We start from the raw sequence: 25807 nt of genomic DNA on the forward strand, positions 1-25807 counted from the left end.
GCCTCACAGGAGCGTCACTGATCCCAGTGGACGCTCAATTCAGCCTGTGGGGGGCACAGTTGAATACAGCACACCGTCCCAGACGTCTCGCGGCCACACTGCTCGCCGCCGCACTCGCCGGGACCGGCCTGACCGTCGCCGCCGCACCCGCGGCCCACGCGGCGGCCTCCGAGGCGGTGGCCAAGCTGCCGATCACCTCGTACTCGGCGCTCGCGGTGGACTCCGCGCACCAGCGGGTCTACATCGCCGACAGCAACATGGGCAGTTACAGCAACCCCGGTCAGATCGCCGTCTACAACTTCCAGGGCGAGCGGATCACCACGATCAGCACCACCCAGCACATCTCCGGCCTCGCACTGAACGCCGACGGCTCCACGCTCTACGTCGGCGGTCGCGAGGTCATCTGGCGCTACGACACCAGCACCTACGCCTCGAACGGCCTGTACGTCTCCACCGACACCTGCGGCCGCAGCCTCGCCTTCTCGGGCGGGCAGGTGTACTACACGACGCCGTACTCGTACTACACCTCGCAGTGCGACACGACGCTGACCTACCTGGACTCCTACGCGCCGGCCACCAACACCTCCGGGCGCACCGACTGGCAGGACTACGGCAAGCTCCAGCTGGAGGCCGGCCCCGGCGACCGGATGCTGATGGGCCAGCCGCTCAACTCCGCGGCGACCAACCCGTTCCTGACGGTGTACGACGCCGGCGGCGGCTCGCTCGTACGCAACGCGGCCCGGCGATTCGCCGACGCCGACGGCAAGGGCGCCCTGGACCTCAAGGACATGGCGCTGTCCGCCGACGGCAGCAAGGTCGCCGTGGCCGACGCGAGCGCCGGGACGCGGCTGCTGAACACCGGCGACCTGTCCGACGCGGCCGACGGCTACCAGGCGCTGCCCGACGGAGCCTCGGCCAGCGCGGTCGCCTTCGGCGGCGACGGCAAGTACATCGCCCGCGGCGCCTCGGCCACCGGCTCCACGCCCGACCTGCTGGTGCAGCCCGCCGACCCGGCCGACGCCACGGCCCCGCTGGAGTTCGCCTTCGAGGGCAGCCTCGACGGAGACCGGGTCGCGGCGCGCGGCCTGGAGTGGGCGGCGGACGGCTCCCGGCTGTTCGCGGTCACCACCAACGCGGCCGGCTCCCAGTACTGGCTGCACATCATCCAGCCCCCGGCCGTCCAGTACGACGCCCGCTTCACCGGCGGCCTCACCCACAGCCCCGCCCAGGCCGCCGCCGGCGAACCGCTCGCCGTACGCGGCAAGCTGGAGCAGGACGGCCCGGCGCCCGCCGAGCCCCTGAAGGTCAAGGCGACCCGCACCGACGCGAGCGGCACCCATGAGCTCGGCACCTTCACCGTCAAGGACGACGGCACCTTCACCGTCCTCGACGAGCCCGACCTCGTCGGCGACGCCACCTACACGGTCTCCTACCTCGGCGATCTGACCCACCGCCCCGCCGAGGACATCACCACCACGGTGTCCGTCGGCAAGGCACCCACCTCGATCGCACTCACCGCGCCCGAGGAGGGCTCCCTGAGCACGGGCGTCGAGATCACCGGCACGTTCACCGCGCAGGGCAAGGCGCTGCCCGACCGCGCGGTCCTCAAGGTCAGCCGCAAGGACCGGCTCGGCACCGGCACGCTGTCGTCGGTGACGGTCGCCGCCGACGGCACCTTCACGATCAACGACCTGCCGCGCACCCGGGGCAACGCGACCTACACGGTCGGCTGGCCCGGCGACGACCTGCACCAGGCGTCGACGGCCTCGGCGACGGTCTACGTCAGGCGCTGACTCCGTCCGTCCCGCCCCGGTCCTCCAGATACCGGGTGTGGGACTCCTGGCGGCGGGCCTCCACCTCGCGCAGGCCCGCCGCCAGCTTCTCGGCGTCCTTCTTCAACAGCCCGAGCTGCCGCTCCAGATGCAGCTCGGGCGACTCGGTGCCCGGTGACATCCGCGTCCACCAGCGCGTCCGTACGAAGCTGTCGACGGCCTCGGGCAGATCGCGCCGCACGATCCGGGAGAGCACGTGCACGCCCTCCGGATCGTGCGCGAGCAGCTCGGCGACCCAGCCCCGGTCGAGCAACGCGGTCAGCAGCTCGGTCAGTTCCCGCAGCCGGGTGGCCGCCGTGACCGACAGCTCGACGTCCGTCAGATAGCCGCGCAGCTTCTCGAAGTCGCCGCGCAGCTCGTCCAGCTGGGCCGACGGATCCGGGAAGTCGGGCAGCGCGGGCCGCTCCGGCGGGGCGATCAGCGCGCCCGCGCCGTAGAGGCCGGCCACGACGACGGGCCAGTACGGTCCCGCCACCCCGGTGAAGGTCAGCACCAGGCCGAGCAGCCCGCACGCGCTCCCGGCGATGTTCTTGCGGGACTCCAGGTATGCCAGCGCCTTGCCCGGGGCCGACTTATTGGTAGCCACGGATCTCCTCGAAGGCGCCGTCCAGTGAGCCCTCCTGGGCGTCGAAGAGACGGCCGCCGGTCAGTTCGGCGATGTTCTCCAGCTCGGACTTGCTGGAGTCGCCGAAGAGGATGGGGAAGACGGGCGTCGCCCGCCGCTCGCGGTCAAGGCCGACGTAGAAGGCGTGGAAGTCGGCCGAGTCGTCGCCCGCGGTGTTCTCGCCGTCCGTCATGAGCACGATCGACGTGAAGGTGTCGCGCCCGGAGCCCAGATGCTGGTACGCCGCCTCCAGCGAGGTGTAGATCGCGGTGTCGCCCTCGGCGGTGAGCGCGTCGGTCTCCTCGCGGATGCCCGCGAGCCCGGCCTTCGGGTCGGCCGGATCCACGACATGCGTGGCCACGGTCTTCACGGTCGACCCGAACGGCATCAGCGTGACCTCCTCGCGTTCGCGGAAGTCGCCGGTGAGGTCGGTGAGCGCCTTCTTCAGCTGCTCAAGACGGTCGCCCTCCATCGAGCCGGAGGTGTCGAGGACGTAGACCGTCCGGGACGGGCGGCGCAGTTCGTTCTCGTACGCGTCGAGCAGTCCGTCGGCGACGGAACGGGTGCCGGGGAAGGGCAGTTCGCGCCGCCGGCCGGTGTCGAGGCCGGACGCGGGCTCGACGGAGGCGACGACCGGGCGGCGGTGGGTGCGCTCGGTGATCATCCGCTGGGCGTCCTCGGTGCGCAGGGCCTCGGTGAGGCGGCGGACGTCGTCGCGGGTCGCGGTGTTCGTCGACGCCAGCGAGGAGAGCGGGTAGTCGGCGGTGACGACGCCGTCCTTGGGGCGGATCACGGTCAGGCCCGGGATGCCCTTGAGGACGGACTCGTAGTTGAGCAGCGCGTCGACGTTCCCGCGCCGCTTGTACGCCGTCGCCAGCCAGCCCGACGAACCGGACGTCAGCTTCTGCCCCTTGAAGAACTCCTTCAGCCGGGGTGCGGCCTTGTCGACGTCCGCGTCCGTCAGGGCGGACTGGGCGCCGGACAGGGCCGAGGCGACGGAGACGAGGGTGGCGAAGCCGGAGTTGGAGCGGGCCGGGTCGGTCATGCCGTAGGTCAGCTTGCCGTCCTGCACGGCCTGTTCGACCTGCGACCAGGTCACGTCGTCCGGCGTCCAGCCCAGCGAGCCCAGCGTCGTCGACCTGACCCCGATGGCGACCGGGCTGGACATCACCGGCGTCTCCGAGACGACCTTCTTCGCCGCCTCGGGCCGCAGCCGCAGATAGTCGTTGGAGGACAGCCACAGCGCGTCGTACTGCCCGTCCGCCTTGCCCTTCGCCAGCAGTTCCACGGCGTCGAGGGTGCCCATGTAGGTGGGCCGGACCTCGATGCCGGTGTCGTCGGTTATCCGGTCGAGGACCGGGGCCATGTCGCTGRGCTCGCTGGAGGCGAGGACGCGCAGGGATCCGGGTCTCGGGGCGTTGTCGGGCTCGTCGGTCGCTTTCTGCGAGGTGCAGGCGGTCACAAGCGCCAGGGCGGCGAGTGCCGGCGCGAGCATGCGTGCTCTCATCCGAGGCCACCCTCCAGCGCGCCCTGCGAGCGGCTGCGCTCCAGGTAGCCGCTCGCGTGCTGCAGTTCGGCCGTCAGGTTCTCCACCGTCGCCGCCATGGCCTCGGTCGCCTGGACCTTGTAGCTGTCGATGGTGTCGAGGGTGCGGTAGATCTGCTGGAAGGCGTTGCGCAGCGTCTCCGCTCCCACCGCAGGGTCGGCGGCGATGCGCTGGATCTCGCCGCTCTGCGTGGCGAGCATCTCGGCGTTGCCGCGAATGAGGTCCTCGGTGGTCCCGCGCAGGGCGTTGACCTGCTCGATGACCTTCTTCTGGTTGTCGAGCGCGGAGGCCAGCATCACGGAGATGCGCAGCGCCGACACGGTCGTGGTCGCGGCCCGGTCGACGCCCTTGATGAGCTCCTCGTTGTTACGCCGTACGACGTCCATGGCGAGGTATCCCTGCGCGCACACCGCGAGCTGGGTGAGCAGGTCCTGGTGCTTCTGCCGGACCGGGAAGAGGATGTCGGCGCGCAGACTGTCGGCCTGCTGCGGGTCCGGGACCTCGGTGATGTGCCGCTCCACGGCCGTGTCCAGGGCCTGAGTCAGCACGACGTACTCCTGGAGCTTGCCCATGGTCTCCCACAGCCGCACCCGCTCGGTCTGCAGCGCGGCGTTGTCCCGCCGCAGCTCGTCCTGCCCGCCCCGCAGCGACCCCACGATCTTGTTCAGGGTCCCTTGCGCGGAGGCGTACTTGGCGACGTGGTCGCGCAGTTTGTTGCCGCCGGGCAGCCTGGAGAGGAACTTGCGCCCCTTGGAGGCGGGCAGATCCCGCGGGTCCAGGTCCTCCACCACCCGCCGCAGCTCGACCAGCGAGCCTGCGACCTGCGACTGGGCGTCCCCGCCCTTGTCGGGCAGGCTCCGGATGGTCCGCTCCAGCATCCGGTTGGACTGCGCGGCAGCGGTGCGCATCTCCCCGGCCCCCAGGGCGGTGATCTCCCCGACCTTGCCGGCGAACTCGGGGGAGCGGGCGTCGAGCGTCGCGAGCCCGTCGACGTAGGCGGAGGCCTTGTCGGCCATGTCGGTACGGACGCTTTCGTCGACCGGGACGAGCCCGCCGGCCTTCTCGCGCGGCACGGCGGCCACGGGCTCGGGCGGGGTGAGGACGAAGGTGTCGTCGTTGGTGCTCATGTGCGGTGGCCCCCCTTATCCGCGCGCCCGTCGAGCCAGCTCGTGCAGCACCTTGGAGGTGGGCACGGCCGCCTGGTGGACGCCGGTCAGTTCCTGCTTGAGGTAGGTGGTGTCCGAGGTGAACTCGCTGGCCTCGCCCTGCGGGCGGAACCCGTGCCGGGCCTGAAGCTCGCGCAACTTCGGGTCCGAGGAGAGGAGTTCGGCGACGGCCTTGCCGTTCTCGGTCAGCGGTACGACGGTGTGGTCGCTGTTGACCGTGGTGTCCGGGTAGAGGACGACCAGGTCGTCGGGCTGCTGTCCCTGAGCCAGCAGCGAGGCGACCTGGGACTCGTAGACCACGACCAGCGGGTTGCCGGCACCGCTGACGAAGTCCCGGAACACGGCGTCACTGCCGGACTGCTGGGCGCCCTGCACGCTGACCAGCTTGTGCAGCAGCGGTGCGGTGCGCTCGACCTCGGCGTCGGAGGCGACGACCTTGCCGCCGTTCTCGACATAGGAGGCGGCGGCCAGATAGAGCGCGCCGGAGTTGGAGGTCTCGGGGTCGGTACTGGACAGGTAGAGCGTGCCCGTCAACTCCCCGTACTTCTTGGCGCCCTTGAGCTGCTGCCAGGTGCGGTCGTCGCGGGCGGCGTCCAGATAGGCCGCCATCTTCAGCGTCCCGCGGTGGGCCTCGTCCAGCGTGGCGAGCCCGTTCGCCGCGAGCACCTCGGCGGCGTTCTTGTGCGCCACGACGACGAGGGGCGAGTAGAAGGGGCGGGGGAGAGTCCCCGTCACCTTGTACTTCGCGGCGAGTTCACGGGCGGGCGCCTGGCTCGACGGCAACGCGAGGTCGTAGCCCTTGAGGTCCAGCCCTTCCATGGCCCAGGACCCGGAGGTCTCGGCCTTGATGGTGTAGCCCTTGGCGGCGAGGGCCTTCACCACGTCGGGATCGGCGAAGAACTCGGCCTTCTCCGATCCGATCACCGCCTGCACGGTCTTCGTTGCCGTGCCGTTGTCCCCATTGCTGCGGCCCGCGACGACGGCGGCCACCACGCCACCGATCAGCACCACCGCGAGGATGATTCCAGCGATTCGTCTCACGCCGGGGAGAGTGCTCCCGGAATCCAACGTTCCCGGTCAACGGGGATGAACGGGAGGTGTCACCCCGGTCCCGTTACAACACGGGGTAAGTCAACCCCTCCAGGGGCGCGGGGAACTGCGCGACCAGCCACGACGGACCGGCAGCCGCGACACAACAGCAACTCCCATGGCGAGGGCGCAAGTCGGCCCGAGCCAACGCAGTGCTGTGGCGCCCGGTCCGCGCGTCGCTGCGGGTGCACGCGGACCGGGGCCGTTCAAGGGGGTGTCACACGACGCCGGTCAACTCCTGCGACTCGGCCTGCGCGGCGGCATGCGCGTCCATCCGCTCGGCGGCCAGAATCGCAGCCGCCGTGTCGGCCCGGGACGCGGCGACGACCAGCGCCCGCCCGGCAAGGGCATGCGCACGCTGATGCAGCGCCGCCACCTTCTGCTGACCGCCGGAGGCAACCGCGCGGGCCGGCCTACGACCGTCCCGCAGCCGGGCCACCTGCCCGGCGAGCCGCTCGGCCGCGAGGTCCAGGTCCTCCGACGGCGCCGTCGCACGCAGTTCGTCCGTGACGGCGAGCAGTGCGGCGAGGTGACCGGCGAGCTGGATGTCCAGCTCCTCCTCACGCGAGCGGTGAGGGAAGTCGGTGGTGGGGTTGCCGGCCATCGTGCTGTGGACCGACTTGGTTCGGATCGGTTCGTACATGGGATGGCCTCCTGTGCTGACAGGAAACCATCCTAGCTTAGATTCTGTCTAAAGTTGAGCGGTTCACAAAACAGGACCGTCCGTACACGCAGTGTGAGCGTCAGGGCTGGCCGTATCCGTCGAGGAACCGCCCGATGCGCCCCACCGCGTCCCGTAGGTCCGTGACCGTCGGCAGGGTCACCACCCGGAAGTGATCCGGCTCCGGCCAGTTGAAGCCCGAGCCCTGGACGACCATGATCTTCTCGCGCCGCAGCAGGTCCAGGACCATCTGCCGGTCGTCCTTGATCTTGAACACCTTGGGGTCGAGGCGCGGGAAGAGATACAGCGCGCCCTTCGGCCGCACGCAGGTCACGCCGGGGATCTGCGTCAGCAGCTCGTAGGCGACATCCATCTGCTCCTTCAGTCGCCCGCCCGGAAGTACCAGGTCATTGATGGTCTGCCGGCCGCTGAGCGCGGCCACGACCCCGTGCTGACCGGGCATGTTCGCGCACAGCCGCATGTTCGCGAGGATGGTGAGGCCCTCGATGTAGGAGTCGGCGTGCGCGCGCGGGCCGGAGATCGACATCCAGCCCACCCGGTACCCGGCCACCCGATAGGCCTTCGACATGCCGTTGAAGGTGAGGGTGAGCAGGTCGGGGGCGACGGCGGCGGTCGGGGTGTGCGTGGCGTCGTCGTACAGGATCTTGTCGTAGATCTCGTCGGAGCAGACGAGGAGGTTGTGCCGCCGGGCGATGTCCGTCAGCCCGCGCAGCATCGCCTCGTCGTACACGGCCCCCGTCGGGTTGTTGGGGTTGATGATGACGAGGGCCTTGGTGCGGTCGGTGACCTTGCGCTCGATGTCCGCGAGGTCGGGCATCCAGTCGGACTGCTCGTCGCAGCGGTAGTGGACGGCGGTGCCGCCGGACAGCGACACGGCGGCGGTCCACAGCGGATAGTCAGGAGCCGGGACCAGGACCTCGTCCCCGTCGTCGAGCAGCCCCTGCATCGCCATGACGATCAGCTCGGAGACGCCGTTGCCGATGAAGACGTGCTCGACGTCGGTCTCGACGCCCAGGGTCTGGTTGTGCATGACGACGGCCCGGCGTGCGGCCAGCAGGCCCTTCGCGTCGCCGTACCCATGGGCCGACGACACGTTGCGGAGGATGTCCTCCAGGATCTCGGGCGGACACTCGAAGCCGAACGCGGCCGGATTGCCGGTGTTCAGCTTGAGGATCCGATGCCCCGCCGACTCGAGCCGCATCGCCTCCTCGAGCACCGGGCCCCGGATCTCGTAACAGACGTTGGCGAGCTTGGTCGACTGGATCACCTGCATGTCCAGGAGCTTACGGCCCGGTAACGCCCCTTGGGCCGTGTTTCCCGACACGTGAGACGGGCGGGTTTGGGCTGTTATCGGCGGTAGCTGTCCCGTGGGCCCCTCCCGTCTCTACAATGCGCGGTCATGTCCAGGCCGCCCGAGCACGAGAACGGAACGCACGGGGCGAATACCGCAAACGGTGCGCCCGGTGCGTACGACACCCATGGCGGGATCCAGTCGACCGACGTGCCCGAGGCGTCGCCGAACGTGTACCACCCGCAGGCCGAGCCGCCCCCGGTGTACGAGGAGTACGTCGACCCCGCTGCCGCCCACGGGTGGCAGAACGCGTACGACGAGACGACCGAGCTGCCTCCGGTGGTCGATGGGGCGGATGGTGCCCATGAGGCCCGCGGTGCCGGCGGCGGGGCCTCCGGTGCCAGTGGTGGCTACGACTACGTCTATGAGGACGGCTACGACTACGGCGACGGCGATGACGCGGGACGCGGCGGCCGTCGCAGCCACCGAGGCCGGCACCAGCCCCGCGTCCGGCTCACGCGGCGCGTCGCGGTGACCGCCGGTGTGGTGGGGGCGGTGTCGGCGGCGGCGCTGATCGCCGCCTTCGGGCTGTCCGGCTCGTCGTCCGACCCGCAGGGCACCCCGGACCGCACCAACCCGACGGCAGGGGACCCCGCCTCCGCGGGCGGCGGCCCGGCCACGTCCGCCGCGCCCGACGTCACCGGCCCCTCGCGCAAGGAAGCCCCGGACAGGTCGGCGAGTGCCTCCGCGTCCGATGACGCCGGCGAGGGCGGCAAGAGCGACGGGCCGTCACCGACCTCCTCCGCCACGAGCGCGGCCCCGTCCACACCGACGGCCACGGCGACGGCCACGGCGACGGCGACGGCCACGGAACCGGGCGGCGGCCCTGGCGGCAACCCGGGGCGGGGGCAGGGGAACACGAAGGGTCCCAAGTAGCCGGGCAGGCCGAAACGGCGCCGACTGTGGTGATCCCATCCCCCTCTCGTGAACGTCCTGCGCCGACGGGCCGGTGCCCCGCAACCCCGTGATAGGGAAACCCCTACGGCCTGAACTCGCCGGTAATCAACTCCTTGTCCACACCCCCCTCCTGCGTGAGAATGCGCATGACAAAAGTGCGGGTGGCCGGAGATCTTCCGGTCACCTTCCTCGTATGAGGGGACCCCCACATGAGAAAATCTCTCGGCGCCGCCCTCCTCGCCCTGGCAATAGCCGGGGCCGGCGCCGCACCCGCGGTCGCGGCTCCCGTGAACTCGGCCGACTCCTTCGGCAAGAGCACGGACACGTCTTCCGTCACGTCCGTGGTCAATGACGCCGTAGCGTCCACAACGGAGACCCTCGGCCAGGTCCTGACCCCCAAGGCCAAGGCCGTGAACTTCGCGGGTACCGTCGCGCTCAGCAACTGCTCCGGCTCGGTCGTCCGGTTCTCGGACTCGGAGGACAACGACCCCGCGCTGGTCATGTCCAACGGCCACTGTCTGGAGACCGGCATGCCGGGACCCGGCGAGGTCGTCGTCGACCGGGCGTCCAGCAGGACCTTCAGCCTGCTCAACGCCTCCGGCAGCCGGGTCGCCACGCTGCGCGCCAGCAAGATCGCGTACGGGACGATGACCGACACGGACGTGTCGATCTATCAGCTCACCACCACGTACGGGCAGATCAAGAGCTCGTACGGCATCAACGCCCTCACCATGGCGGACACGCACCCCGTCGCCGGTACCGCCATCACCGTGGCCTCCGGTTACTGGAAGCGCCTGTACAGCTGCAACGTCGACGGGTTCGCCTACCGCCTCAAGGAAGGCGACTGGACCTTCAAGGACTCGGTCCGCTACACCTCCGCCTGCAACACCATCGGCGGCACCTCCGGCTCCCCCGTCATCGACCAGGCCACCAACAAGGTCGTCGCCGTCAACAACACCGGCAACGAGGACGGCCAGCGCTGCACGGTCAACAACCCGTGCGAGGTCGACGAGAGCGGCAACGTGACCGTCCACCAGGGCATCAACTACGCCCAGGAGACGTACCAGATCTCCGCCTGCTTCGGCGTCGACAACAAGCTCGACCTGAACGCCAGTGGGTGCGTGCTGCCCAAGCCGTAACACCTCGCGGCGGGCGGTTCGAAGTCACCGAGTCGTCCTGCGGACCGCCCGCCCCGCCAGTACGTCCGTCCTGCGCCCGTCCTCGATCACGAAACGGCCGTCGACGAGGACGTACGGAATGCCCGTCGGGAGCCTCCTCGGTTCCTCGAACGTCGAACCCGCCGCCACCGTCCGCGGGTCGAACAGCACCAGGTCCGCCCGGTAGCCCTCGCGGACCAGCCCCCGGTCCGGCAGCCGCAGCCGCGCCGCCGGGCGCGAGGTCAGATGGGCCACGCACTCCTCCAGGGACAGCACTCCCAACTCCCGCACATAGTGGCCGAGGTAGTGCGGGAACGTGCCGTACGCCCTCGGATGCGGCTTCGTGCCCTGCAGGATGCCGTCCGAGCCGCCCGTGTGGACGCCGTGCCGCATGATCGTGCGCACGTTCTCCTCGTGGCCCACGTGCTGCAGGATCGTCGAGCCCAGCCGGTCCTGGAGGAGCAGCCGCCGGGCCGTCACCCAGGGGGCCTCGCCGCGCGCGTCCGCCGACTGCCGCACCGTACGGCCGACGTGGTCCCCGAGCGCCGGGTCGCTCACGCCCGAGATCTCGATCGTGTCCCACTCGATGGGCACCCCGTGGCAGCCGTCCGCGCCGACGACCTCCATGTGGTGGCGGATGCGCTCGGCCGTGTCGTCGTCCGCGAGGCGGGCCAGGATCGCCTCCGGGCCGCCCTCGCTCGCCCAGCTCGGCAGCATCGCGACGAGGGTCGTGCAGCCGGGCGTGTAGGGGTACGTGTCGAGGCTGATGTCGGCCCCTTCGGCGAGCGCCTTGTCCAGCAGGGACAGCAGCTCGGGCGCCCGGCCCTTGTTCACGCCGAAGTTCATGGTGGCGTGGGCCAGGTGGAGCGCGCAGCCCGCCTCCCTCGTCAGGGCCACCATCTCCTCGTACGCCTCCAGGGCCCCGGCCCCGTAGGAGCGGTGGTGCGGGCAGTAGTAGCCGCCGTACTGCGCCACCACCCGGCACAGCTCGGTCAGTTCGGCGTCCTTGGCGTACATGCCGGGCGTGTACGTCAGCCCCGACGACAGGCCGACCGCGCCCTGTTCCAGGCCCTGCGCGACCAACTGCCGCATCCGGTCGAGCTCCTCGGCAGTCGCCTCCCGGTCCTCCCAGCCGACGGCGAGCGCGCGGACCGTGCCCTGGGGGATGAGATACGCCGCGTTGACCGCGATGCCCCGGCCTTCAAAACCGGCGTCGAGACGGTCCAGGTACTCGCCGACCGTCCGCCAGTCGAAGTCGATGTCGTCGCCGTGGCCGTTCCAGCCGGTGATCGCGCGGCGGACCTCGGCGAGCGTGCGGTCGTCCACGGGCGCGTACGACAGGCCGTCCTGGCCGATGACCTCCAGGGTGACGCCCTGCGCGGCCTTCGCGCTGTGGTCGGGGTCCCGCAGCAGCGCGAGGTCGCTGTGGGCGTGCATGTCGACGAAGCCGGGGGACAGGACCAGGCCCTCCGCGTCCAGCTCCCGGCGCGCCTCGGGGCGTTGGCAGCCGGCCGCGGCAGCCTCCTGCACGATCGACACGATCCTGCCGCCGTCCACGACCACGTCGGCGCGGTAGGAGGGACCGCCGCTGCCGTCGACGACCTCCGCATCCCGGATGACCAGCTCTTCCACGACCGCCACCCCCTAGAAGAACGTGCGGATGTAGTCGACGACCGTCCCGTCCGCCTCGGCGACCGGGATCAGCTGCCACTTGTCGAACGACGTGCACGGGTGGGACAGCCCCATCCCGACCCAGTCACCGACCTCCAGGTCCGCCTCCCCGGTCGTCGCCAGCCACGCGTGCTGGTCGGACAGGGCCGTCACCGAGATGCCGGTGGCCGGGCGCTCGGCGCCGTCCCGGCGGACCACCTGGGCGAACGGCAGGTCGAGGTCGTAGGCCGCGTCGCGCTTGCCCGCGTTGACGAAGGCCTGGTCGGGGGCGGGGCGGGAGACGACCTGGGCCCACAGCCGGAAGGCGGGTTCGAGGGCGCCCTCCTGCGGGACCCGGTTGAAGGGGGTCAGCTTGCGGTAGTGGCCGTCGTCGTGCGAGACGTACGCGCCCGAGCGCAGCAACTTCAGCACGGGCAGGGAGAGTTCGGGGATCCCGGCGAACTCGTCCGCCACCGCGTCGAACCACGCGCTGCCGCCCGCGCTGACGACGATCTCGTCCAGCCCCGCGAAACGGCCCGCCTTGTCGAATTCGGCGGCGAGGGCGACCAGCCGCCGCAGCCAGGCGTGCACCCGCTCGGGGGTCGCGTTCGGCACCTCGCCCTCGTACCCGGCGACGCCGACCAGCCGCAGCGTCGGTACGGCGGCCACCGCGTCCGCGATCGCCGCGCACTCCGCCTCCGTACGGACGCCCGTACGGGCACCGTCGCCGGCCGCCAGCTCGACGACGACGTCCACAGGACGGGTCGCCCCGGCGTCGCGCAGCGCCTCGTCCATCAGCTCCACGCCGCGCACGGAGTCGACGTAACAGATGAGCCGGAAGTCCGGGTCGGCGGCCAGCTCGGCGGCGATCCAGCGCAGGGCCGCCGCGTCCACCAGCTCGTTGGCGAGGAAGATCCGCTCGATACCGTACGCCCGCGCCACCCGCACCTGGTGCGGCACGGCGAGCGTGATGCCCCACGCCCCGTGCTCGATCTGCCGCTGGAAGAGCTGGGGCGCCATGGAGGTCTTGCCGTGCGGGGCGAAGGCGAGGCCGTGGCGGGTGGCGTACGCCTCCATGAGGTCGAGGTTGTGCTCCAGGCGCTCGGCGGAGAGCGCGAGCACCGGGGTGGCGAAGCCGTCGGTGAAGAGGTTGCGGCGCTGAGCGGCCAACTCGGCCACGGACAAGCCGTCGGCGTCCGGAGGGAGGCCCTTGAAGCGGTGGTCGACGCGTTCCTCGGCCAGACGGGCCAGCGCCTCGTTGCTCATGGAACCTCCCTGATCTGTGATGTTGCAGTATCTGCAACATCCGTTGCGTATATCGCTTACCGCTGTCTAACATCTCGGCCAACCGGGGGTCAACGGAGCCGCCGATCCATCCACCACAAGGTCTGGAGCTACGACGATCGTGACCCTCACCGGACCTTGCAATGCCCCCGACGGCGTGGACGTCGTCGCGCTCGGCGAGTCCATGGTCACGTTCCTGCCCTCCCGCCCCGGACGCCTCGCCGACGTGCCGTCGTTCGAGCGCGGGATCGGCGGCGCGGAGTCCAACGTCGTGTGCGGGCTCGCCGCCGCGGGGCACGCCGTGCGGTGGGTGAGCCGGGTCGGGGTCGACGGGTTCGGCGACCATCTGGTCGAGGCGATCGGGGGGTACGGCGTGGACGTCTCGGCGGTACGCCGGGACCCGGCCCGCCAGACGGGCGTGTACTTCCGCACCGCCGGCGACCGGGCCACGGACGCGCACGAGGTGGCGTACTACCGGGCGGGTTCGGCGGCGTCGGCGATGTCCGCGGCCAACGTGGACCTGGGGGCGGTGCGTTCGGGGCGGGTGCTGCATCTGTCGGGGATCACGGCCGCGCTGTCGCGGGGCTGCCTGGAGCTGATGCGCGAACTGACGGCTCCGGGGGAGGGGCGCCCGCTGGTCTCCTTCGACGTGAACCATCGCCCGGGGTTGTGGCGCCGGGACGCCGACGGCCCGTCCGTACTCCTGGAACTGGCCCGCGCCTGCGACGTGGTATTCGTCGGCACCGACGAGGCGGAGGCGGCCTGGGGCGTGTCCGGTGGGGCGGAGGCGATCCGGGTGTTGCTGCCGGAGCCGGGGTTGTTGGTGGTGAAGGACGGGGCACGGGGGGCGACGCTCTTCGAGGGCACAGCCACGGGTACGCGGTCGCACTCGTCCGCCGAGCCGCGGGCCATCGTGCCGCCCAGGGCGGCGCCCGTCCCACAGAAGGGCGGCACCCCGCAGGCGCCGGGCCGCGCGACCCACTCCCGCCCGGCGTCAACACCGGGCACCTCGCAGCCGACCGTCTTCGTCCCCGCCCCATCGGTCAAGGTCGCGGCAGCGACCGGTGCCGGCGACGCCTTCGCCGCCGGATTCCTCTCCGCCACCCTCCGCGACCTGCCCCTGCGTGACCGGCTGCGCCACGGCCACCTCTGGGCCGCCGCCACCCTCACCGCCCCCGGCGACCTGGCCGCACCCCCAACCCGCGACACCGCCGACCGCCTGGCCGCCCTCGACGACGCCGGGTGGGAGAAACTTCGACTCGGCCCCGGCTGGACGCAAGCCACTGAGCGGGCCGCCGAGGAGGTACGTACGCCATGAGCCAGACCGTCGACCGCGCACTCAGCATCCTGCCGCTGCTCGCCGAGGGCCCCGCCGACCTGGGCCAGGTCGCCGACCGCCTCGGCGTCCACAAGTCCACCGCGCTGCGCCTGCTGCGCACCCTGCACGAGCACGGCATGGTCTACCGCCAGTCCGACCAGCGCTACCGCCTCGGCGCCCGCCTCATCGCCCTCGCCCAGGAGGCGATGGAGAACCTCGACATCCGCGAGATCGCCCACCCCCACCTCGTACGGCTGAACGAGCAGTGCGGGCACACCGTCCACCTCGCCGTCTACGAGGAGGACGAGGTGCTGTACATCGACAAGGTCGAGAGCCGCTACCCGGTGCGGATGTACTCGCGGATCGGCAAACCCGTGGCCATCACCGTCGCCGCCGTGGCGAAGCTGCTGCTCGCCGATCAGCCCGAGCACGAACGCCGCGTCCTCGCCGAGAAGCTCGACTACCCCATGTACACGGCCCGTTCGACGCCGAACCCGGACGCCTTCCTCAGGGAACTGGGCAAGGTGCGCGAACAGGGCTGGGCCACCGACCTCGGTGGCCACGAGGAGTCCATCAACTGCGTGGCCGCACCGATCCGCGGTGCCGACGGCCGGGTCGTCGCCGCGATGTCGGTCTCCGCGCCGAACGTCGTCGTCACCGCCGACGAACTTCTCACCCTGCTCCCGCTGGTGCGCCGAACGGCCGATGACATCAGCGGAGAGTACTCCGGCAGAACCTCAGCGAAGGGCACCGTATGACCGACAAGATCGCACTCACCCCGAAGACCCACACCACGCCGCCCGCGAAGTTCTCGCACGGTGTGAAGAAGGGGAACATCCTCCAGGTCGCCGGTCAGGTCGGCTTCCTGCCGGCCGAGGAGGGCAAGCCCCCGACGCCCGCCGGCCCCACCCTGCGTGCGCAGACCCTCCAGACCCTCGCCAACGTCAAGGCGATCCTGGAGGAGGGCGGCGCCTCCTGGGACGACGTGATGATGATCCGCGTCTATCTGACGGACGTCGCGCACTTCGCCGAGATGAACGAGATCTACAACACCTACTTCGAGGAGCAGGGGCTTACCCAGCCGCCCGCCGCCCGCACGACCGTCTACGTCGGTCTGCCGGCGGGGCTGCTCATCGAGATCGACGCGCTGGCCGTACTCGGCTGACGCCCGACGCAACTCCCGCACGCCGCACACGGCATGGTGTCCGTCACCCCTGGGACGCCATGCCGCGATCCCCCCTGCCCGAAAGCAGTATGTACTTACGCAGAGGACCCCCAATTGTCCCCGATATCCTTCCCTCTCGCCGCATCGTTATACGAAGAGGCTCAACACCCCCGCCACCACGAAGCCGGCCACCGACAGGACACTCTCCAGCACGGTCCACGTCTTCAACGTGTCCCCGCCAAGGAGGCCGTCGCCGGGTCCGGCGTGAAGGTCGCCTCCGTCGCCACCGCCTTCCCGGCCGGTCGAGCCGCCCTCAGCGTGAAGCTGGCGGACGTGCGGGACGCCGTCGCCGCCATCGGCATAGCACTCCTGCTGTTCCTGATCATCAAGACGCGTCTGCAGCCCTTCGTGGCGCTCCTCGCCGTCTCCATAGTCGTCGGCCTGATGGCCGGCCTCTCCGTCACCGAACTCTTCGGCACGGTCCAGCGAAGCGACGCCGTGTCCACCATCGAGTCCGGCATGGGCGGCATCCTCGGCCATGTCGCGATCATCATCGGCCTGGGCACCATGCTCGGCGCGATCCTCGAAGTCAGCGGCGGCGCCGAGGTGTTGGCGTCCCGGCTGCTGAACCTCTTCGGCGAGAAGCGCGCCCCGCTCGCCATGGGCCTGACCGGCCTGATCTTCGGCATCCCGGTCTTCTTCGACGTCGGCATCTTCGTCCTCGCGCCGATCGTGTACGCCGCCGCCAAGCGCTCCGGCAAGTCCGTACTGCTCTACTGCCTGCCGCTGCTCGCGGGTCTGTCGATGACCCACGCCTTCCTGCCCCCGCACCCCGGTCCGGTCGCGGCGGCCGGCCTCCTGCACGTCGAGCTGGGCTGGGTCATCCTCATGGGCGTCGTCTGCGGCATCCCGGCGGTGCTGGCCGCGTGGGTGTACTCGGCGTGGATCGGCAAGCGCATCTTCGTCGCCGTGCCGCAGGACATGGTCGAGGCGGCGGCCGAGGCGAAGCTCGCGGTCATCAACGAGCAGCGGGAGGCCGGGGTCGAGCCCCAGGAGAAGCCGGTCCCGCTCGGCACGGTCCTCGGCATCATCGGTACGCCGCTGGTGCTGATCCTGGCCGCAACGTTCTCCTCGATCGCCCTGGACCCCTCCACCGCCCGCTCGGTGATCGAGTTCTTCGGGAACCCGTTCGTGGCCCTGACGATCGCCCTGCTGCTCGCGTACTACCTGCTGGGCATCCGCCGCGGCTGGTCCCGCAAGTCCCTGGAGACGGTGTCGACCTCGTCGCTCAAGCCCGTCGGCAACATCCTTCTGGTGGTCGGCGCGGGCGGTGTCTTCGGCGCCATCCTCAAGGCCAGCGGGGTGGCCCAGGCCCTCTCCGACACCTTCAACGACGTGGGCCTGCCCGTCATCGTCCTGTCGTACCTGATCTCGCTGGTCCTGCGGGTCGCCCAGGGCTCCGCGACGGTCGCGATCGTCACGACGGCCGGCATCGTCGCCCCGCTCCTCACCGAGGGCGACCACTCCCAGGCCTTCATCGCCCTCGTCATCATGGCGATCTCGGCGGGCTCGATCTTCGCCTCGCACGTGAATGACGGCGGATTCTGGATCGTCGCCAAGTACTTCGGCATCACCGAGCGGGACACGTTGAAGACGTGGACCGTGCTGGAGAGTGTCCTGTCGGTGGCCGGCTTCGTGGTGGCGGGGGTGTTGAGCCTCTTCGTATAACGATGCGGGGGCTGGTTGTGCGGGACACAGGGTTGTCGACCATACTGCTCGGCTGTGGAGCAGCGCATAGGTTCAGGCAGCCAGCCCCTGGAAGGCGCCGGGTTCGACCCGGCCTTCATCCCCGGGCTCACCTCACCCGCGTCCGTGGCGCCGAAGGGCGCGAAGAAGGAGGAGCCGGCGGGCGAGGAGAGAGACTCCGAGGAGTCGGTCCCCGAGACCGCCGACGAACCCGAGGCGGAGGTCGGCGACCTCGACGAGGTGGGTGAAGACACCACCGAGGACGACGAGGCCGATGACGGCGAGGCCCATGACGAGGCCGATGACGACGCCGACGACGAGGCCGATGAGGACGAGGCCCCGGCCGACGGGCCCGTCTTCGAGGCCGCCGATCGCCGGGCCCGTATCGTCGCCGACCACAAGGGCGTTCGGCTCACCCTGGACGACCAGCAGTGCGAGTTCCGCTGGGACGAGATCGGCGCGATCGAGACCGAGGCCCCGCGGTTCGGGAAGCGTTTCACCGTCACGGTGCACACTCCTGACCGCCGCTGGTACCCGATCGAGATCGAGGCGACGGCCAGGAGCCGCTTCAAGGAGTGGGAGTCAGAACTCGACGCGGTTCTGGACACCTACTTCGAGGAGACGCACTAGCTGCAGTACTGGGCTTCCTTCCCGATCGACCGGTACATGCAGTCGGCGTTCTCCAGCAACTGCAGCACCGCGTCCCTGTTCCGGGCAGTCTCCCGCTCGATCACCTCGTCGGGCGGGTAGAACCCCCCACCCCCGGACCGCGGGTACATCTCGAAGGTGTACGAGAAGATCTTCTGGTTGCCCCACAGCCAGTCGTCGATCGACCCGTCGGTGATGTACAGGTCGCTGGACTGCTCCGGCGTATAGCCGTTGCTGGCCGCCATCTTCTGCCCGACCGCGGCGAACGCGTTGCGGTCGTCGGCCGTCATCCCGGTCGTGGTGTCGGAGTACGTGTACCCGAACGGCCACAACACCAGCTCGCTGTACGTGTGGAAGTCGACGCCGGCCTTGATCTGCTGGACCCCGCCGACGACCCGGCTGCGTACGAAGTTCGCGACGACCTTCACCTCGGGCGCCGACTCGGCGGACGTGCCCCGGTAGGTCTCCGAGGACGTCGACCCCGACGACCCGCCGCAGCAGCCCCAGCGATAGTTCCAGTTCCGGTTGAGGTCGGTGCCGACCGCCGACGAACCGGAGTTGGGCTGGCGGTTCTTGCGCCACGACCGGTAGGAGCCGGTGGCGATGTCGTACTCGCCGCCGTCCGGGTTGAGGTCGGGCACGATCCAGATCTCCCGGTTGTTCACCATGCTGGTGACGCGGGAGTCGCTGCCGTAGTCGGAGGTCAGCTCGCGCAGCAGATACAGCGCCATCTCGACGGTGAGGTGCTCACGGGCGTGCTGGTGATGGGTGAACAGCACCTCCGGCTCGGCCTCGTCGCTGCCGACGTTGTCGCTGATCTTGATGGCGGTGATGTTCCGGCCCTGGTACGACGTGCCGATCACACGCTGGCTCGCGATGGAGGGGTTGGCCGAGATGATCGAGTTGATCTCGCTCGTCATCTCCGCGTAGTTGTGATAGCGCGAGTCGCCGGACGGGAAGTCGTTGAGGCGGATGTCGTCCTCGCTGGCGGACCGGTCGGGGACCGTGCCGAGCGGGGTGACGTCGTAGCCGAGCGCCTTCAGTTTCTTGATCTGGTCCGCCCGGCCGGAGACGACGACGCCGTGGTCGTCGCTCGCGTCCACGGTCACGCCGGCTTGCTGAAGTGCCGTGCGGTCCTTGGCGGTTGAGTGCAGACGGACCTCGTACTGGCGGATGTCGTCGGCCGAGGGGGCCGCCTTGGCGGCGCTGTCGGCGCTCGCGGACACGTTCGCCGAGATCGGCGCCGCGAGGGCGAGGGCGAGCAGGGTGGCGAGGGCGGCGGTGCGTCTGCCGCTCCGGCCGCCTGAGCCGCGTATGCGAAGTCGCATGAATTCTCCTTGTGGGGGGTGGGGTTCAGTGCGACGTACGTGGTGCGGGTGTGGCGTTCATCGTCCGGCGGCGGCATGTACAGGTCAAGGGTGACCGGTTCGCCGATGGCCCGAACCATCCGAAAATCGGCCGCGTAGTGTACGCGCGCGGCCTGCGGGCGGAGCGGTCCCGGGGTAAGTCCACCCGGCGGTGTGATCCAGGCGTGCGGGGCGGTGCGGGCCGGGGGGAGTGTGGTGATCCGCGTAAGGGGGGAGCGGTGGGAGCGCCGGCCGGCGGGGACCGGCGCACCCACCGCCTCCCCGGCCGTGGACTTACCGGCTCCCTGCGACCTCACCCGGAGGAACGGCTGATCATGGGCGGATCAGCGCCACGACGGGATCAGCAGCTGCCGGTCGAGACGACCAGCTTCGTCGACCGGCGCGACGAACTCGCCGTCGGCCGCGAGCTGTTGGCCAGGGCCCGCCTCGTCACCCTGACCGGGCCCGGCGGCGTCGGCAAGACCCGCCTCGCCGCACGCATCGCGGCCGGCGTACGGCGCACCTTCCCGGACGGCGTGCGCTTCGTGCCCCTCTCCGGCCTGGACGACCCCGCGCTCGTCCCGCTCGCCGCCGCCGACGCGCTCGACCTGCACGACCACTCCGCGCGGCCGCCGCTCCAGGCCCTGGTGGAACACCTGCGGGACCGTCGGCTGCTCCTGCTGGTCGACAACTGCGAGCACCTGCTTCAGGCCTGCGCCGAACTCGCCGCCGCCCTGCTGCACGGCACGACCGGCGTACGGATCCTCGCCACCAGCCGCCACCGCCTGGGCCTGACCGAGGAACACCTGCTGGACGTACGGCCCCTGCCGGTCCCCGACCCGGACGGCGACCTGTCCTCGCCCGAGGGCTGCCCGGCGCTCGCCCTGTTCTCCGACCGGGCCGCCGCCGTGGTACCAGGCTTTCGCCTGACCGCCGCCAACCGGGCCGCCGTCGCCCGGCTGTGCCGCCGCCTCGACGGCCTTCCCCTCGCCATCGAACTCGCCGCCGTCCGGATGCGCGTCCTCGACGTCGACCAGCTCCTCGACCGCCTCGACGACCGCTACCGCCTCCTCACCGGCGGCAGCCCCGCGGCCCTGCCCCGCCACCAGACCCTGCGCGCGGCGGTCGACTGGAGCCACGAACTGTGCACCGACCGCGAGCAGTTGGCGTGGGCCCGGCTGTCGGTGCTGGCGGGAAGCTTCGACCTGGAGACGGCGGAGGCGGTGTGCGCCGGGTCGCAGCCCCGGGTGACCCCGGGCGAAGGGGCCGCGCCGCTTCAGGACCACGACGTCCTCGACGCCGTCACCGGCCTCGTCGACAAGTCCGTACTGTCCCGGGAGCCCGGCCCCGACGGCATCCGCTACCGGCTCCTCGACACCCTCCGCCACTACGGCCTGGACCGCCTGCGCCGCCTGCCCGGCGAGGAACCCGCCGCGCGCAGACGCCAGCGCGACTGGATGCTGCGCCGCGCCACCGCCTGCGAGCGGGCCTGGTTCGGACCCGGGCAGCGCGAGATCGTCGCCCGGCTGCGAGCCGACCAGGACAACCTCCGCACCGCCCTCGACTTCAGCCTCACCACGCCTGACGAACGCCTCACGGGCCTGCGCCTGGCCGGCACCCTCTGGTTCCACTGGCACGCCTGCGGCGCCGCGCGCGAGGGCCGCCACTGGCTCGACCGCGCCCTCGCCGCCAACCCGGAACCCACCCGGGAAAGGGCCCGCGGCCTGTGGATCGCCGGACTCCTCGCCGCCGCCACCCACGCCCTCACCGCGGGCCTCGCCCTCGCCCGCGACGCCCACGCCCTGGCCCAGGACCTCGGCGACGCGGCGGAGGCGGCGCACGCCGAGTACGTCATCGGCGTCATCACCCTGTTCATGGACGACCTGCCGACCGCGCTCGGGCACTTCGAGGCGAGCGTCGCCCGCGGCCCCGTCCCCGGCCAGCACCTCAGCCTGCACGGCCTCGACCAGGTCGAACTCGCCTGCGCGCTGGGCTTCCTGGGCGAGGCCGAGCGCGCCGTCGAGGTCTGCGAGCGGGCCCGCCGGATGTGCGAACGGCACGGTGAGGAGTGGGTGCACTCCTACGTCCTGCGGATGCTCGCCCTCGCCCGCACCGTGCAGCGCGACTGGCCCCGGGCCGAACACCACGCCCGCCAGGCCCTGCGCCTCAAGCTCGCCGTGCACGACGTCATCGGCATCGCCCTCACCCTCGACCTCCTGGCCCGCACCGCCACCGAGCAGGGCGCCCACGAGCGCGCGGCCGTCCTGCTCGGTGCCGCCGACCGCACCTGGGCCGCCATCGACCGCGACCGCTGGGGATCGGCGACCCTCAAGTCCGCCCGCCGCGAGAGCGAGACCCGGGCACGCGAGGCCCTCGGCCCACCCGGCTACGAGCGGGCGTACGAACGCGGCGCCGGACTCGACCTCACCCGGACCGTCGAGTACGCCGTCGGCGACACGGCCCGGCCCCGACCGCCCACGGCCACCCGCAAGGGGAACGGCCGCCACAGATCCGACCGGCCGACGACCGGCGTCCGCCTCACCCGCCGGGAGAGCGAGGTCGCCGAACTCGTCGCCCAGGGGCTCGCCAACCAGCAGATCGCCGACCGCCTGGTCATCGCCCGCCGCACGGCCGAGGGCCACGTCGAACGCGTCCTGCGCAAGCTCGGCTTCAGCAACCGCAGCCAGATCGCCGCCTGGGTGGCGGCGCAGAGCTGAGACCCCCGGCCGGCCCGCCGTCCGACCCACCACCATCGACTCGCACCCGAGGGGAGTCCGCACCCATGACCACCCGACCCGTCCCGCCCACCCCGCCCCAGGACCGCTTCGACCACCGCATGACGGTCTTCCGCAGCGGCGAGGAGTTCCTCGCCGCCGCCCTGCCCTTCCTCACCGAGGCCCTCGCGGCAACCGGCGAACCCCCGCCCGTGGCCATCGTCGCCCCCGCCAACCTGGACCTCCTGCGCGACGCCCTCGGCACCGACGCCAAGCACGTCGGCCTCGTCCCGCACACCGAGTGGTACACCGGCTCCGCCGCCAACGCGATCGCCCGGGGCGCCGGTTACCTCACCGAGAACGCCGGCCCCGGCGGCCGTGTCCATCTCCTCATGGAACCCGTCTGGGGCGGACGCGCCGGCCGCTCGCCGCGCGAGACCGCCGAGTGGATCCGCTACGAGGCGCTCGCCAACCTCCTCTTCGCCCCGCTCGCCACGACCGCCCTGTGCGCCTACGACTCCCGCGTCGCGGGCCACGCCATCGTCGCCGCCGCCCGCCGGGCCCACCCCGACACCGGCGTGTACGTGGACCCGGTCCGGCTCGCCGCCGAACTCGACGCCGTACCGCTGCCCGCGCCGCCCGCCGACGCCGAGCGGCTCCCCGGCCCGGCCCCCAGCGCCGACGCCGTACGCACCTGGGGCACCGTCCAGGGACTGCCCGCCGCGGACGTGGAACTGTTCGCCACGGCCGTCACCGAGGCGGCTGGCGCCCTCGGCCCGCTCGACGACACGCTGCTGTGGGGCGACGCCCCGGCCTGCGTCTGCGAACTGCGCGTCGCCCGCCGCGTCGACGACCCGCTGGCCGGCTTCGTACCGCCGCCGAGAGTGGAACCGGAACCCGGGCAGGGGCTGTGGTTCGCCCGCCAGGTGTGCGCGTACGTCGATGTCCGCGACGAGGGGGAGAGGGCGAGCGTACGGCTGCAGTACGGGTAGGCAGTCCCCGACGCAGGTATGGAATCGGGTATTTCTCCCCATGTGGCCGTACTCCCGTACCCGTCACTCTGGACCCATGCTGTACGGCTCGTATCCCCAACCGCCCCTGGGGGCAGGCCATCTGAGCGTCGAGTACGACCCCCGTCCCTCCGCGGTCGGCGAGGCCCGCGCCGAGGTGCGCCGGCAGCTGGAGGTATGGGGGCTCGCGGATCTCGACGACTTGGTGGACATGACCGAGCGCCTGGTGAGCGACCTCGCCACGAACGCCGTGCGGCGGGCGGCGAGACGGTTCCGGCTCACCTTGTCCGCCGCACACGGGATTCTGCGGTGCGAGGTGCGGGACGGGGCGGGCAAGACCGTGTGGTTCGAGCTCGGCACCTGCCGGTGCGCGCCGGGCCTGGTCGTCGGCGGATCGTTCTGCGGCTAGCCGGTCCGCTCCCGCCCCCTTGTCGGCTCGGCCTCTTTACGGTTTCTTGATCTGCATGGCGGACACCACAGGTAACCCCACGTCCACTGAGGCATCCACCGGCAGTAACCCCCCACCCGACAGGTCCCGTTGGCGGTACATCGGCCCTGGCATCGTCGTCGCCGCGACCGGCGTCGGAGCCGGTGACCTGGTCGCCACCCTCATCGCGGGCAGCAACTTCGGCTACACCCTGCTGTGGGCCGCGATCATCGGCTGCCTGGTCAAGATCTCCCTTGCCGAGGCGGCCGGACGCTGGCATCTGTCCACCGGCCGCACCCTCTTCGACGGCTGGGCGAGCCTCGGCCGCTGGACCACCTGGTTCTTCGTCGTCTACGTCGTGATCTGGGGCTTCGTCTACGGCGCGGCCGCGATGTCGTCCAGCGCACTGCCGCTGCAGGCGCTGTTCCCGGAGGTGATGGACCTGGAGTGGTGGGCCATCGCCTGCGGTCTGGTCGGCCTGGTCTTCGTCTGGTTCAACAAGTACGCCGTCTTCGAGAAGGTCATGACGGTCCTGGTGGGCGTCATGTTCGTGGTGACGGTCTATCTGGCGATCCGGGTCACGCCGAACCTCGGCGACGCCTTCGCCGGACTGCTGCCCGTCCTGCCCGACGAGAAGGACTCGATCCTCAACACCCTCGGCCTGATCGGCGGCGTCGGCGGCACCATCACGCTTGCCGCGTACGGCTACTGGGTCAACGCCAAGGGCTGGACGAACACCGGCTGGATGAAGGTGATGCGGCTCGACAACCGCGTCGCTTACATCACGACCGGCATCTTCGTGGTCGCGATGCTCTTCGTCGGCGCGGAGCTGCTGCACTCGGCGAACGTCGCCATCGCGAGCGGCGACAAGGGGCTGCTCCAGCTCAGCGACATCCTGGAGGAGGAGTACGGCACCGCCACGGCCAAGTTCTTCCTGATCGGCTTCTTCGCCACCTCCTTCACCTCCCTCATCGGCGTCTGGCACGGCGTGAGCCTGATGTTCGCCGACTTCGTCGCCCGCTTCCGGGGACAGGGCGAGCAGAAGGGCGAGGAGGTCGCCTCCGGCGCACGCGAACGCTCCTGGCCGTTCCGGGCGTACCTGCTGTGGCTGACCTTCCCGCCCATCGTCCTGCTCTTCCAGGACGAACCCTTCCGCCTGATCATCATCTACGGCGTGCTGGGCGCGGCCTTCCTGCCGTTCCTCGCCGGCACCCTGATCTGGCTCCTCAACTCCTCGCGCACGCCGAGTCAGTGGCGCAACGGGCCGGTGAGCAACGTGATGCTCGCGATTGCCGGCCTGTTGTTCCTGGTGCTGTGCCTGAAGCAGGTCTGGGACCAGCCGTGGTCGGAGTTCTTCTAGATGCCGCGGTGAAGCCGCTCAGCGGAACCGGTCCCACTTCGGGCTGAGCGCGATCTCCCGTAGCTGCTCCATCGTCAGATCCGGGGTAGGGCGGGCCGGAACGCCACGGCTGCCGGGGTTGTACGCGCTGATCACCACACGGAGACCGTCCGTCCGCAGGGTGTCGACGGTCCACATCACGCTCCCCTCGGCACCCTTGTCGCCCGGCCCCCGGCGGATGGCGACCTTGGTGCCGTCGGGCAGGGTGGGCCCCTCGCCCTTGTTCGGCGTGGGTGTCTGCGCCGAGCGCCGCTGCTCTTCCTCGACGACGGCGTCTACGCCCCGCCGCCACACCCCGGCCGTGACCAGCTCTTTCAACTGGGCTCCGGACAGCGGAGGTTCGGCCCGAGTGACGAGGTACCGAGCAGTGCCGCGCCCATCGCGACGCATGCGGGGGCGACGGCACCGGCCACCACCACGGCCCGCGGCCTCGGCCGCAGTCGTCGTCCCCGCGCCTCGGAGTGCTTCTCGTCCTGGTCCACGGGCACAGCAAACCATCGGGTTCCGACGGGCGAGGAAGAATGTCACCGCGGCACCGAGAGTTCACGGTGAGCACAGCGAGCATCGGACGAAGGACCTGACGGATGACCCAGTTGAAAGAGCTGGTCACGGCCGGGGTGTGGCGGCGGGGCGTAGACGCCGTCGTCGAGGAAGAGCAGCGGCGCTCGGCGCAGACACCCACGCCGAACAAGGGCGAGGGGCCCACCCTGCCCGACGGCACCAAGGTCGCCATCCGCCGGGGGCCGGGCGACAAGGGTGCCGAGGGGAGCGTGATG

The 25807-nt window shown here is 70.9% G+C and carries 22 protein-coding genes and 1 pseudogene; 13 read left to right on the forward strand and 10 right to left on the reverse strand.

Annotated features, from left to right (window positions below; genetic code table 11):
- Positions 1-59: 59 nt before the first annotated feature.
- Positions 60-1793 (forward strand): Ig-like domain repeat protein, encoded by a 1734-nt coding sequence (locus EAO75_RS02750; protein WP_187284278.1) that lies wholly within the window; start codon positions 60-62, stop codon positions 1791-1793.
- On the opposite strand, the gene EAO75_RS02755 is transcribed toward EAO75_RS02750, so the two are convergent.
- The 6 genes from EAO75_RS02755 to EAO75_RS02780 all read right to left on the reverse strand — a co-directional run bounded on the left by EAO75_RS02755 (position 1783) and on the right by EAO75_RS02780 (position 8192).
- Entirely contained in the window at positions 1783-2385 is a 603-nt protein-coding gene (locus EAO75_RS02755) for a hypothetical protein (protein ID WP_147994255.1), read from the reverse strand. The genes EAO75_RS02750 and EAO75_RS02755 overlap by 11 nt on opposite strands.
- Positions 2386-2404: 19 nt before the next feature.
- On the reverse strand, positions 2405-3943 hold the full coding sequence (locus EAO75_RS02760; protein ID WP_147993404.1) for a substrate-binding and vWA domain-containing protein: 1539 nt from the start codon (positions 3941-3943) through the stop codon (positions 2405-2407).
- Positions 3940-5109, reverse strand: a complete 1170-nt coding sequence (locus EAO75_RS02765; protein ID WP_147993405.1) for a toxic anion resistance protein — start codon at positions 5107-5109, stop codon at positions 3940-3942. Before EAO75_RS02765 ends, EAO75_RS02760 begins: the two co-directional genes overlap by 4 nt.
- 15 nt (positions 5110-5124) lie before the next feature.
- On the reverse strand, positions 5125-6189 hold the full coding sequence (locus EAO75_RS02770; protein ID WP_147993406.1) for a substrate-binding domain-containing protein: 1065 nt from the start codon (positions 6187-6189) through the stop codon (positions 5125-5127).
- A 265-nt stretch (positions 6190-6454) separates the two neighbouring features.
- The gene (locus tag EAO75_RS02775; RefSeq protein WP_147993407.1) at positions 6455-6880 is read right to left on the reverse strand and encodes a hypothetical protein; all 426 of its coding nucleotides are present in this window, start codon (positions 6878-6880) and stop codon (positions 6455-6457) included.
- A 100-nt stretch (positions 6881-6980) separates the two neighbouring features.
- Entirely contained in the window at positions 6981-8192 is a 1212-nt protein-coding gene (locus EAO75_RS02780) for a pyridoxal phosphate-dependent aminotransferase (protein WP_147993408.1), read from the reverse strand.
- Between the two features lie 126 nt (positions 8193-8318).
- On the opposite strand from EAO75_RS02780, the gene EAO75_RS02785 reads away from it, so the two are divergent.
- Positions 8319-9146, forward strand: a complete 828-nt coding sequence (locus EAO75_RS02785; RefSeq protein ID WP_147993409.1) for a hypothetical protein — start codon at positions 8319-8321, stop codon at positions 9144-9146.
- A gap of 230 nt (positions 9147-9376) precedes the next feature.
- On the forward strand, positions 9377-10306 hold the full coding sequence (locus tag EAO75_RS02790) for a serine protease (RefSeq protein ID WP_147993410.1): 930 nt from the start codon (positions 9377-9379) through the stop codon (positions 10304-10306).
- A 24-nt stretch (positions 10307-10330) separates the two neighbouring features.
- Here the strand turns inward: EAO75_RS02790 and EAO75_RS02795 are convergent, their stop codons facing one another.
- A complete protein-coding gene (locus EAO75_RS02795; RefSeq protein ID WP_147993411.1) occupies positions 10331-11956 on the reverse strand; it encodes an N-acyl-D-amino-acid deacylase family protein in 1626 nt (541 codons plus the stop codon).
- Between the two features lie 12 nt (positions 11957-11968).
- Complete coding sequence (locus EAO75_RS02800; RefSeq protein ID WP_147993412.1) at positions 11969-13240, reverse strand: amino acid deaminase; 1272 nt, start codon at positions 13238-13240, stop codon at positions 11969-11971.
- A 139-nt stretch (positions 13241-13379) separates the two neighbouring features.
- Between EAO75_RS02800 and EAO75_RS02805 the strand changes: the two genes are divergently transcribed.
- From EAO75_RS02805 to EAO75_RS02825, 5 genes are all read left to right on the forward strand, one after another.
- Entirely contained in the window at positions 13380-14576 is a 1197-nt protein-coding gene (locus EAO75_RS02805) for a sugar kinase (protein WP_147993413.1), read from the forward strand.
- Positions 14573-15334: an IclR family transcriptional regulator gene (locus EAO75_RS02810; protein WP_147993414.1), complete on the forward strand. Its 762-nt coding sequence runs from the start codon at positions 14573-14575 to the stop codon at positions 15332-15334. Before EAO75_RS02805 ends, EAO75_RS02810 begins: the two co-directional genes overlap by 4 nt.
- Positions 15331-15741: a RidA family protein gene (locus EAO75_RS02815; RefSeq protein WP_147993415.1), complete on the forward strand. Its 411-nt coding sequence runs from the start codon at positions 15331-15333 to the stop codon at positions 15739-15741. Before EAO75_RS02810 ends, EAO75_RS02815 begins: the two co-directional genes overlap by 4 nt.
- A gap of 318 nt (positions 15742-16059) precedes the next feature.
- On the forward strand, positions 16060-17469 hold the full coding sequence (locus tag EAO75_RS02820) for a GntP family permease (protein WP_261989177.1): 1410 nt from the start codon (positions 16060-16062) through the stop codon (positions 17467-17469).
- Positions 17470-17523: 54 nt separating this feature from the next.
- Positions 17524-18117: a hypothetical protein gene (locus EAO75_RS02825; RefSeq protein ID WP_147993417.1), complete on the forward strand. Its 594-nt coding sequence runs from the start codon at positions 17524-17526 to the stop codon at positions 18115-18117.
- On the opposite strand, the gene EAO75_RS02830 is transcribed toward EAO75_RS02825, so the two are convergent.
- Positions 18114-19463: a M14 family metallopeptidase gene (locus EAO75_RS02830; protein WP_147993418.1), complete on the reverse strand. Its 1350-nt coding sequence runs from the start codon at positions 19461-19463 to the stop codon at positions 18114-18116. The two genes, EAO75_RS02825 and EAO75_RS02830, sit on opposite strands and share 4 nt — an antisense overlap.
- Positions 19464-19816: 353 nt before the next feature.
- Here EAO75_RS02830 and EAO75_RS02835 point away from each other — a divergent pair, with 353 nt between their 5' ends.
- The 4 genes from EAO75_RS02835 (at position 19817) to EAO75_RS02850 (ending at position 24992) form a co-directional block, all read left to right on the forward strand.
- The gene (locus EAO75_RS02835) at positions 19817-22198 is read left to right on the forward strand and encodes an ATP-binding protein (protein ID WP_147993419.1); all 2382 of its coding nucleotides are present in this window, start codon (positions 19817-19819) and stop codon (positions 22196-22198) included.
- 65 nt (positions 22199-22263) lie between these two features.
- Positions 22264-23187 carry an MEDS domain-containing protein gene (locus EAO75_RS02840; RefSeq protein WP_147993420.1) on the forward strand — a complete coding sequence of 308 codons (924 nt, stop codon included), beginning with the start codon at positions 22264-22266 and terminating at the stop codon, positions 23185-23187.
- Positions 23188-23263: 76 nt separating this feature from the next.
- Positions 23264-23614, forward strand: coding sequence for a hypothetical protein (locus tag EAO75_RS02845; protein WP_147993421.1), 351 nt, complete (start codon positions 23264-23266; stop codon positions 23612-23614).
- A gap of 55 nt (positions 23615-23669) precedes the next feature.
- The gene (locus EAO75_RS02850; protein WP_147993422.1) at positions 23670-24992 is read left to right on the forward strand and encodes an Nramp family divalent metal transporter; all 1323 of its coding nucleotides are present in this window, start codon (positions 23670-23672) and stop codon (positions 24990-24992) included.
- An 18-nt stretch (positions 24993-25010) separates the two neighbouring features.
- Here EAO75_RS02850 and EAO75_RS02855 read toward each other — a convergent pair whose 3' ends face one another.
- A complete protein-coding gene (locus EAO75_RS02855) occupies positions 25011-25349 on the reverse strand; it encodes a hypothetical protein (RefSeq protein WP_187284279.1) in 339 nt (112 codons plus the stop codon).
- A 266-nt stretch (positions 25350-25615) separates the two neighbouring features.
- On the opposite strand from EAO75_RS02855, the pseudogene EAO75_RS45550 reads away from it, so the two are divergent.
- Positions 25616-25807 (forward strand): annotated as a pseudogene (locus tag EAO75_RS45550) (hypothetical protein); the annotation flags it as partial.

Source organism: Streptomyces sp. UW30, assembly GCF_008042075.1.
GTDB lineage: Bacteria > Actinomycetota > Actinomycetes > Streptomycetales > Streptomycetaceae > Streptomyces.

Excerpts from the sequence above, each read along its gene's own strand:
- EAO75_RS02810 (WP_147993414.1), top strand. The coding sequence starts at position 14,573 with ATGAGCCAGACCGTCGACCGCGCACTCAGCATCCTGCCGCTGCTCGCC.
- EAO75_RS02785 (WP_147993409.1), top strand. The coding sequence starts at position 8,319 with ATGTCCAGGCCGCCCGAGCACGAGAACGGAACGCACGGGGCGAATACC.
- EAO75_RS02765 (WP_147993405.1), bottom strand. The coding sequence starts at position 5,109 with ATGAGCACCAACGACGACACCTTCGTCCTCACCCCGCCCGAGCCCGTG.
- EAO75_RS02830 (WP_147993418.1), bottom strand. The coding sequence starts at position 19,463 with ATGCGACTTCGCATACGCGGCTCAGGCGGCCGGAGCGGCAGACGCACC.
- EAO75_RS02850 (WP_147993422.1), top strand. The coding sequence starts at position 23,670 with ATGGCGGACACCACAGGTAACCCCACGTCCACTGAGGCATCCACCGGC.
- EAO75_RS02790 (WP_147993410.1), top strand. The coding sequence starts at position 9,377 with ATGAGAAAATCTCTCGGCGCCGCCCTCCTCGCCCTGGCAATAGCCGGG.
- EAO75_RS02815 (WP_147993415.1), top strand. The coding sequence starts at position 15,331 with ATGACCGACAAGATCGCACTCACCCCGAAGACCCACACCACGCCGCCC.
- EAO75_RS02835 (WP_147993419.1), top strand. The coding sequence starts at position 19,817 with ATGGGCGGATCAGCGCCACGACGGGATCAGCAGCTGCCGGTCGAGACG.
- EAO75_RS02780 (WP_147993408.1), bottom strand. The coding sequence starts at position 8,192 with ATGCAGGTGATCCAGTCGACCAAGCTCGCCAACGTCTGTTACGAGATC.
- EAO75_RS02845 (WP_147993421.1), top strand. The coding sequence starts at position 23,264 with ATGCTGTACGGCTCGTATCCCCAACCGCCCCTGGGGGCAGGCCATCTG.
- EAO75_RS02840 (WP_147993420.1), top strand. The coding sequence starts at position 22,264 with ATGACCACCCGACCCGTCCCGCCCACCCCGCCCCAGGACCGCTTCGAC.
- EAO75_RS02775 (WP_147993407.1), bottom strand. The coding sequence starts at position 6,880 with ATGTACGAACCGATCCGAACCAAGTCGGTCCACAGCACGATGGCCGGC.
- EAO75_RS02800 (WP_147993412.1), bottom strand. The coding sequence starts at position 13,240 with ATGAGCAACGAGGCGCTGGCCCGTCTGGCCGAGGAACGCGTCGACCAC.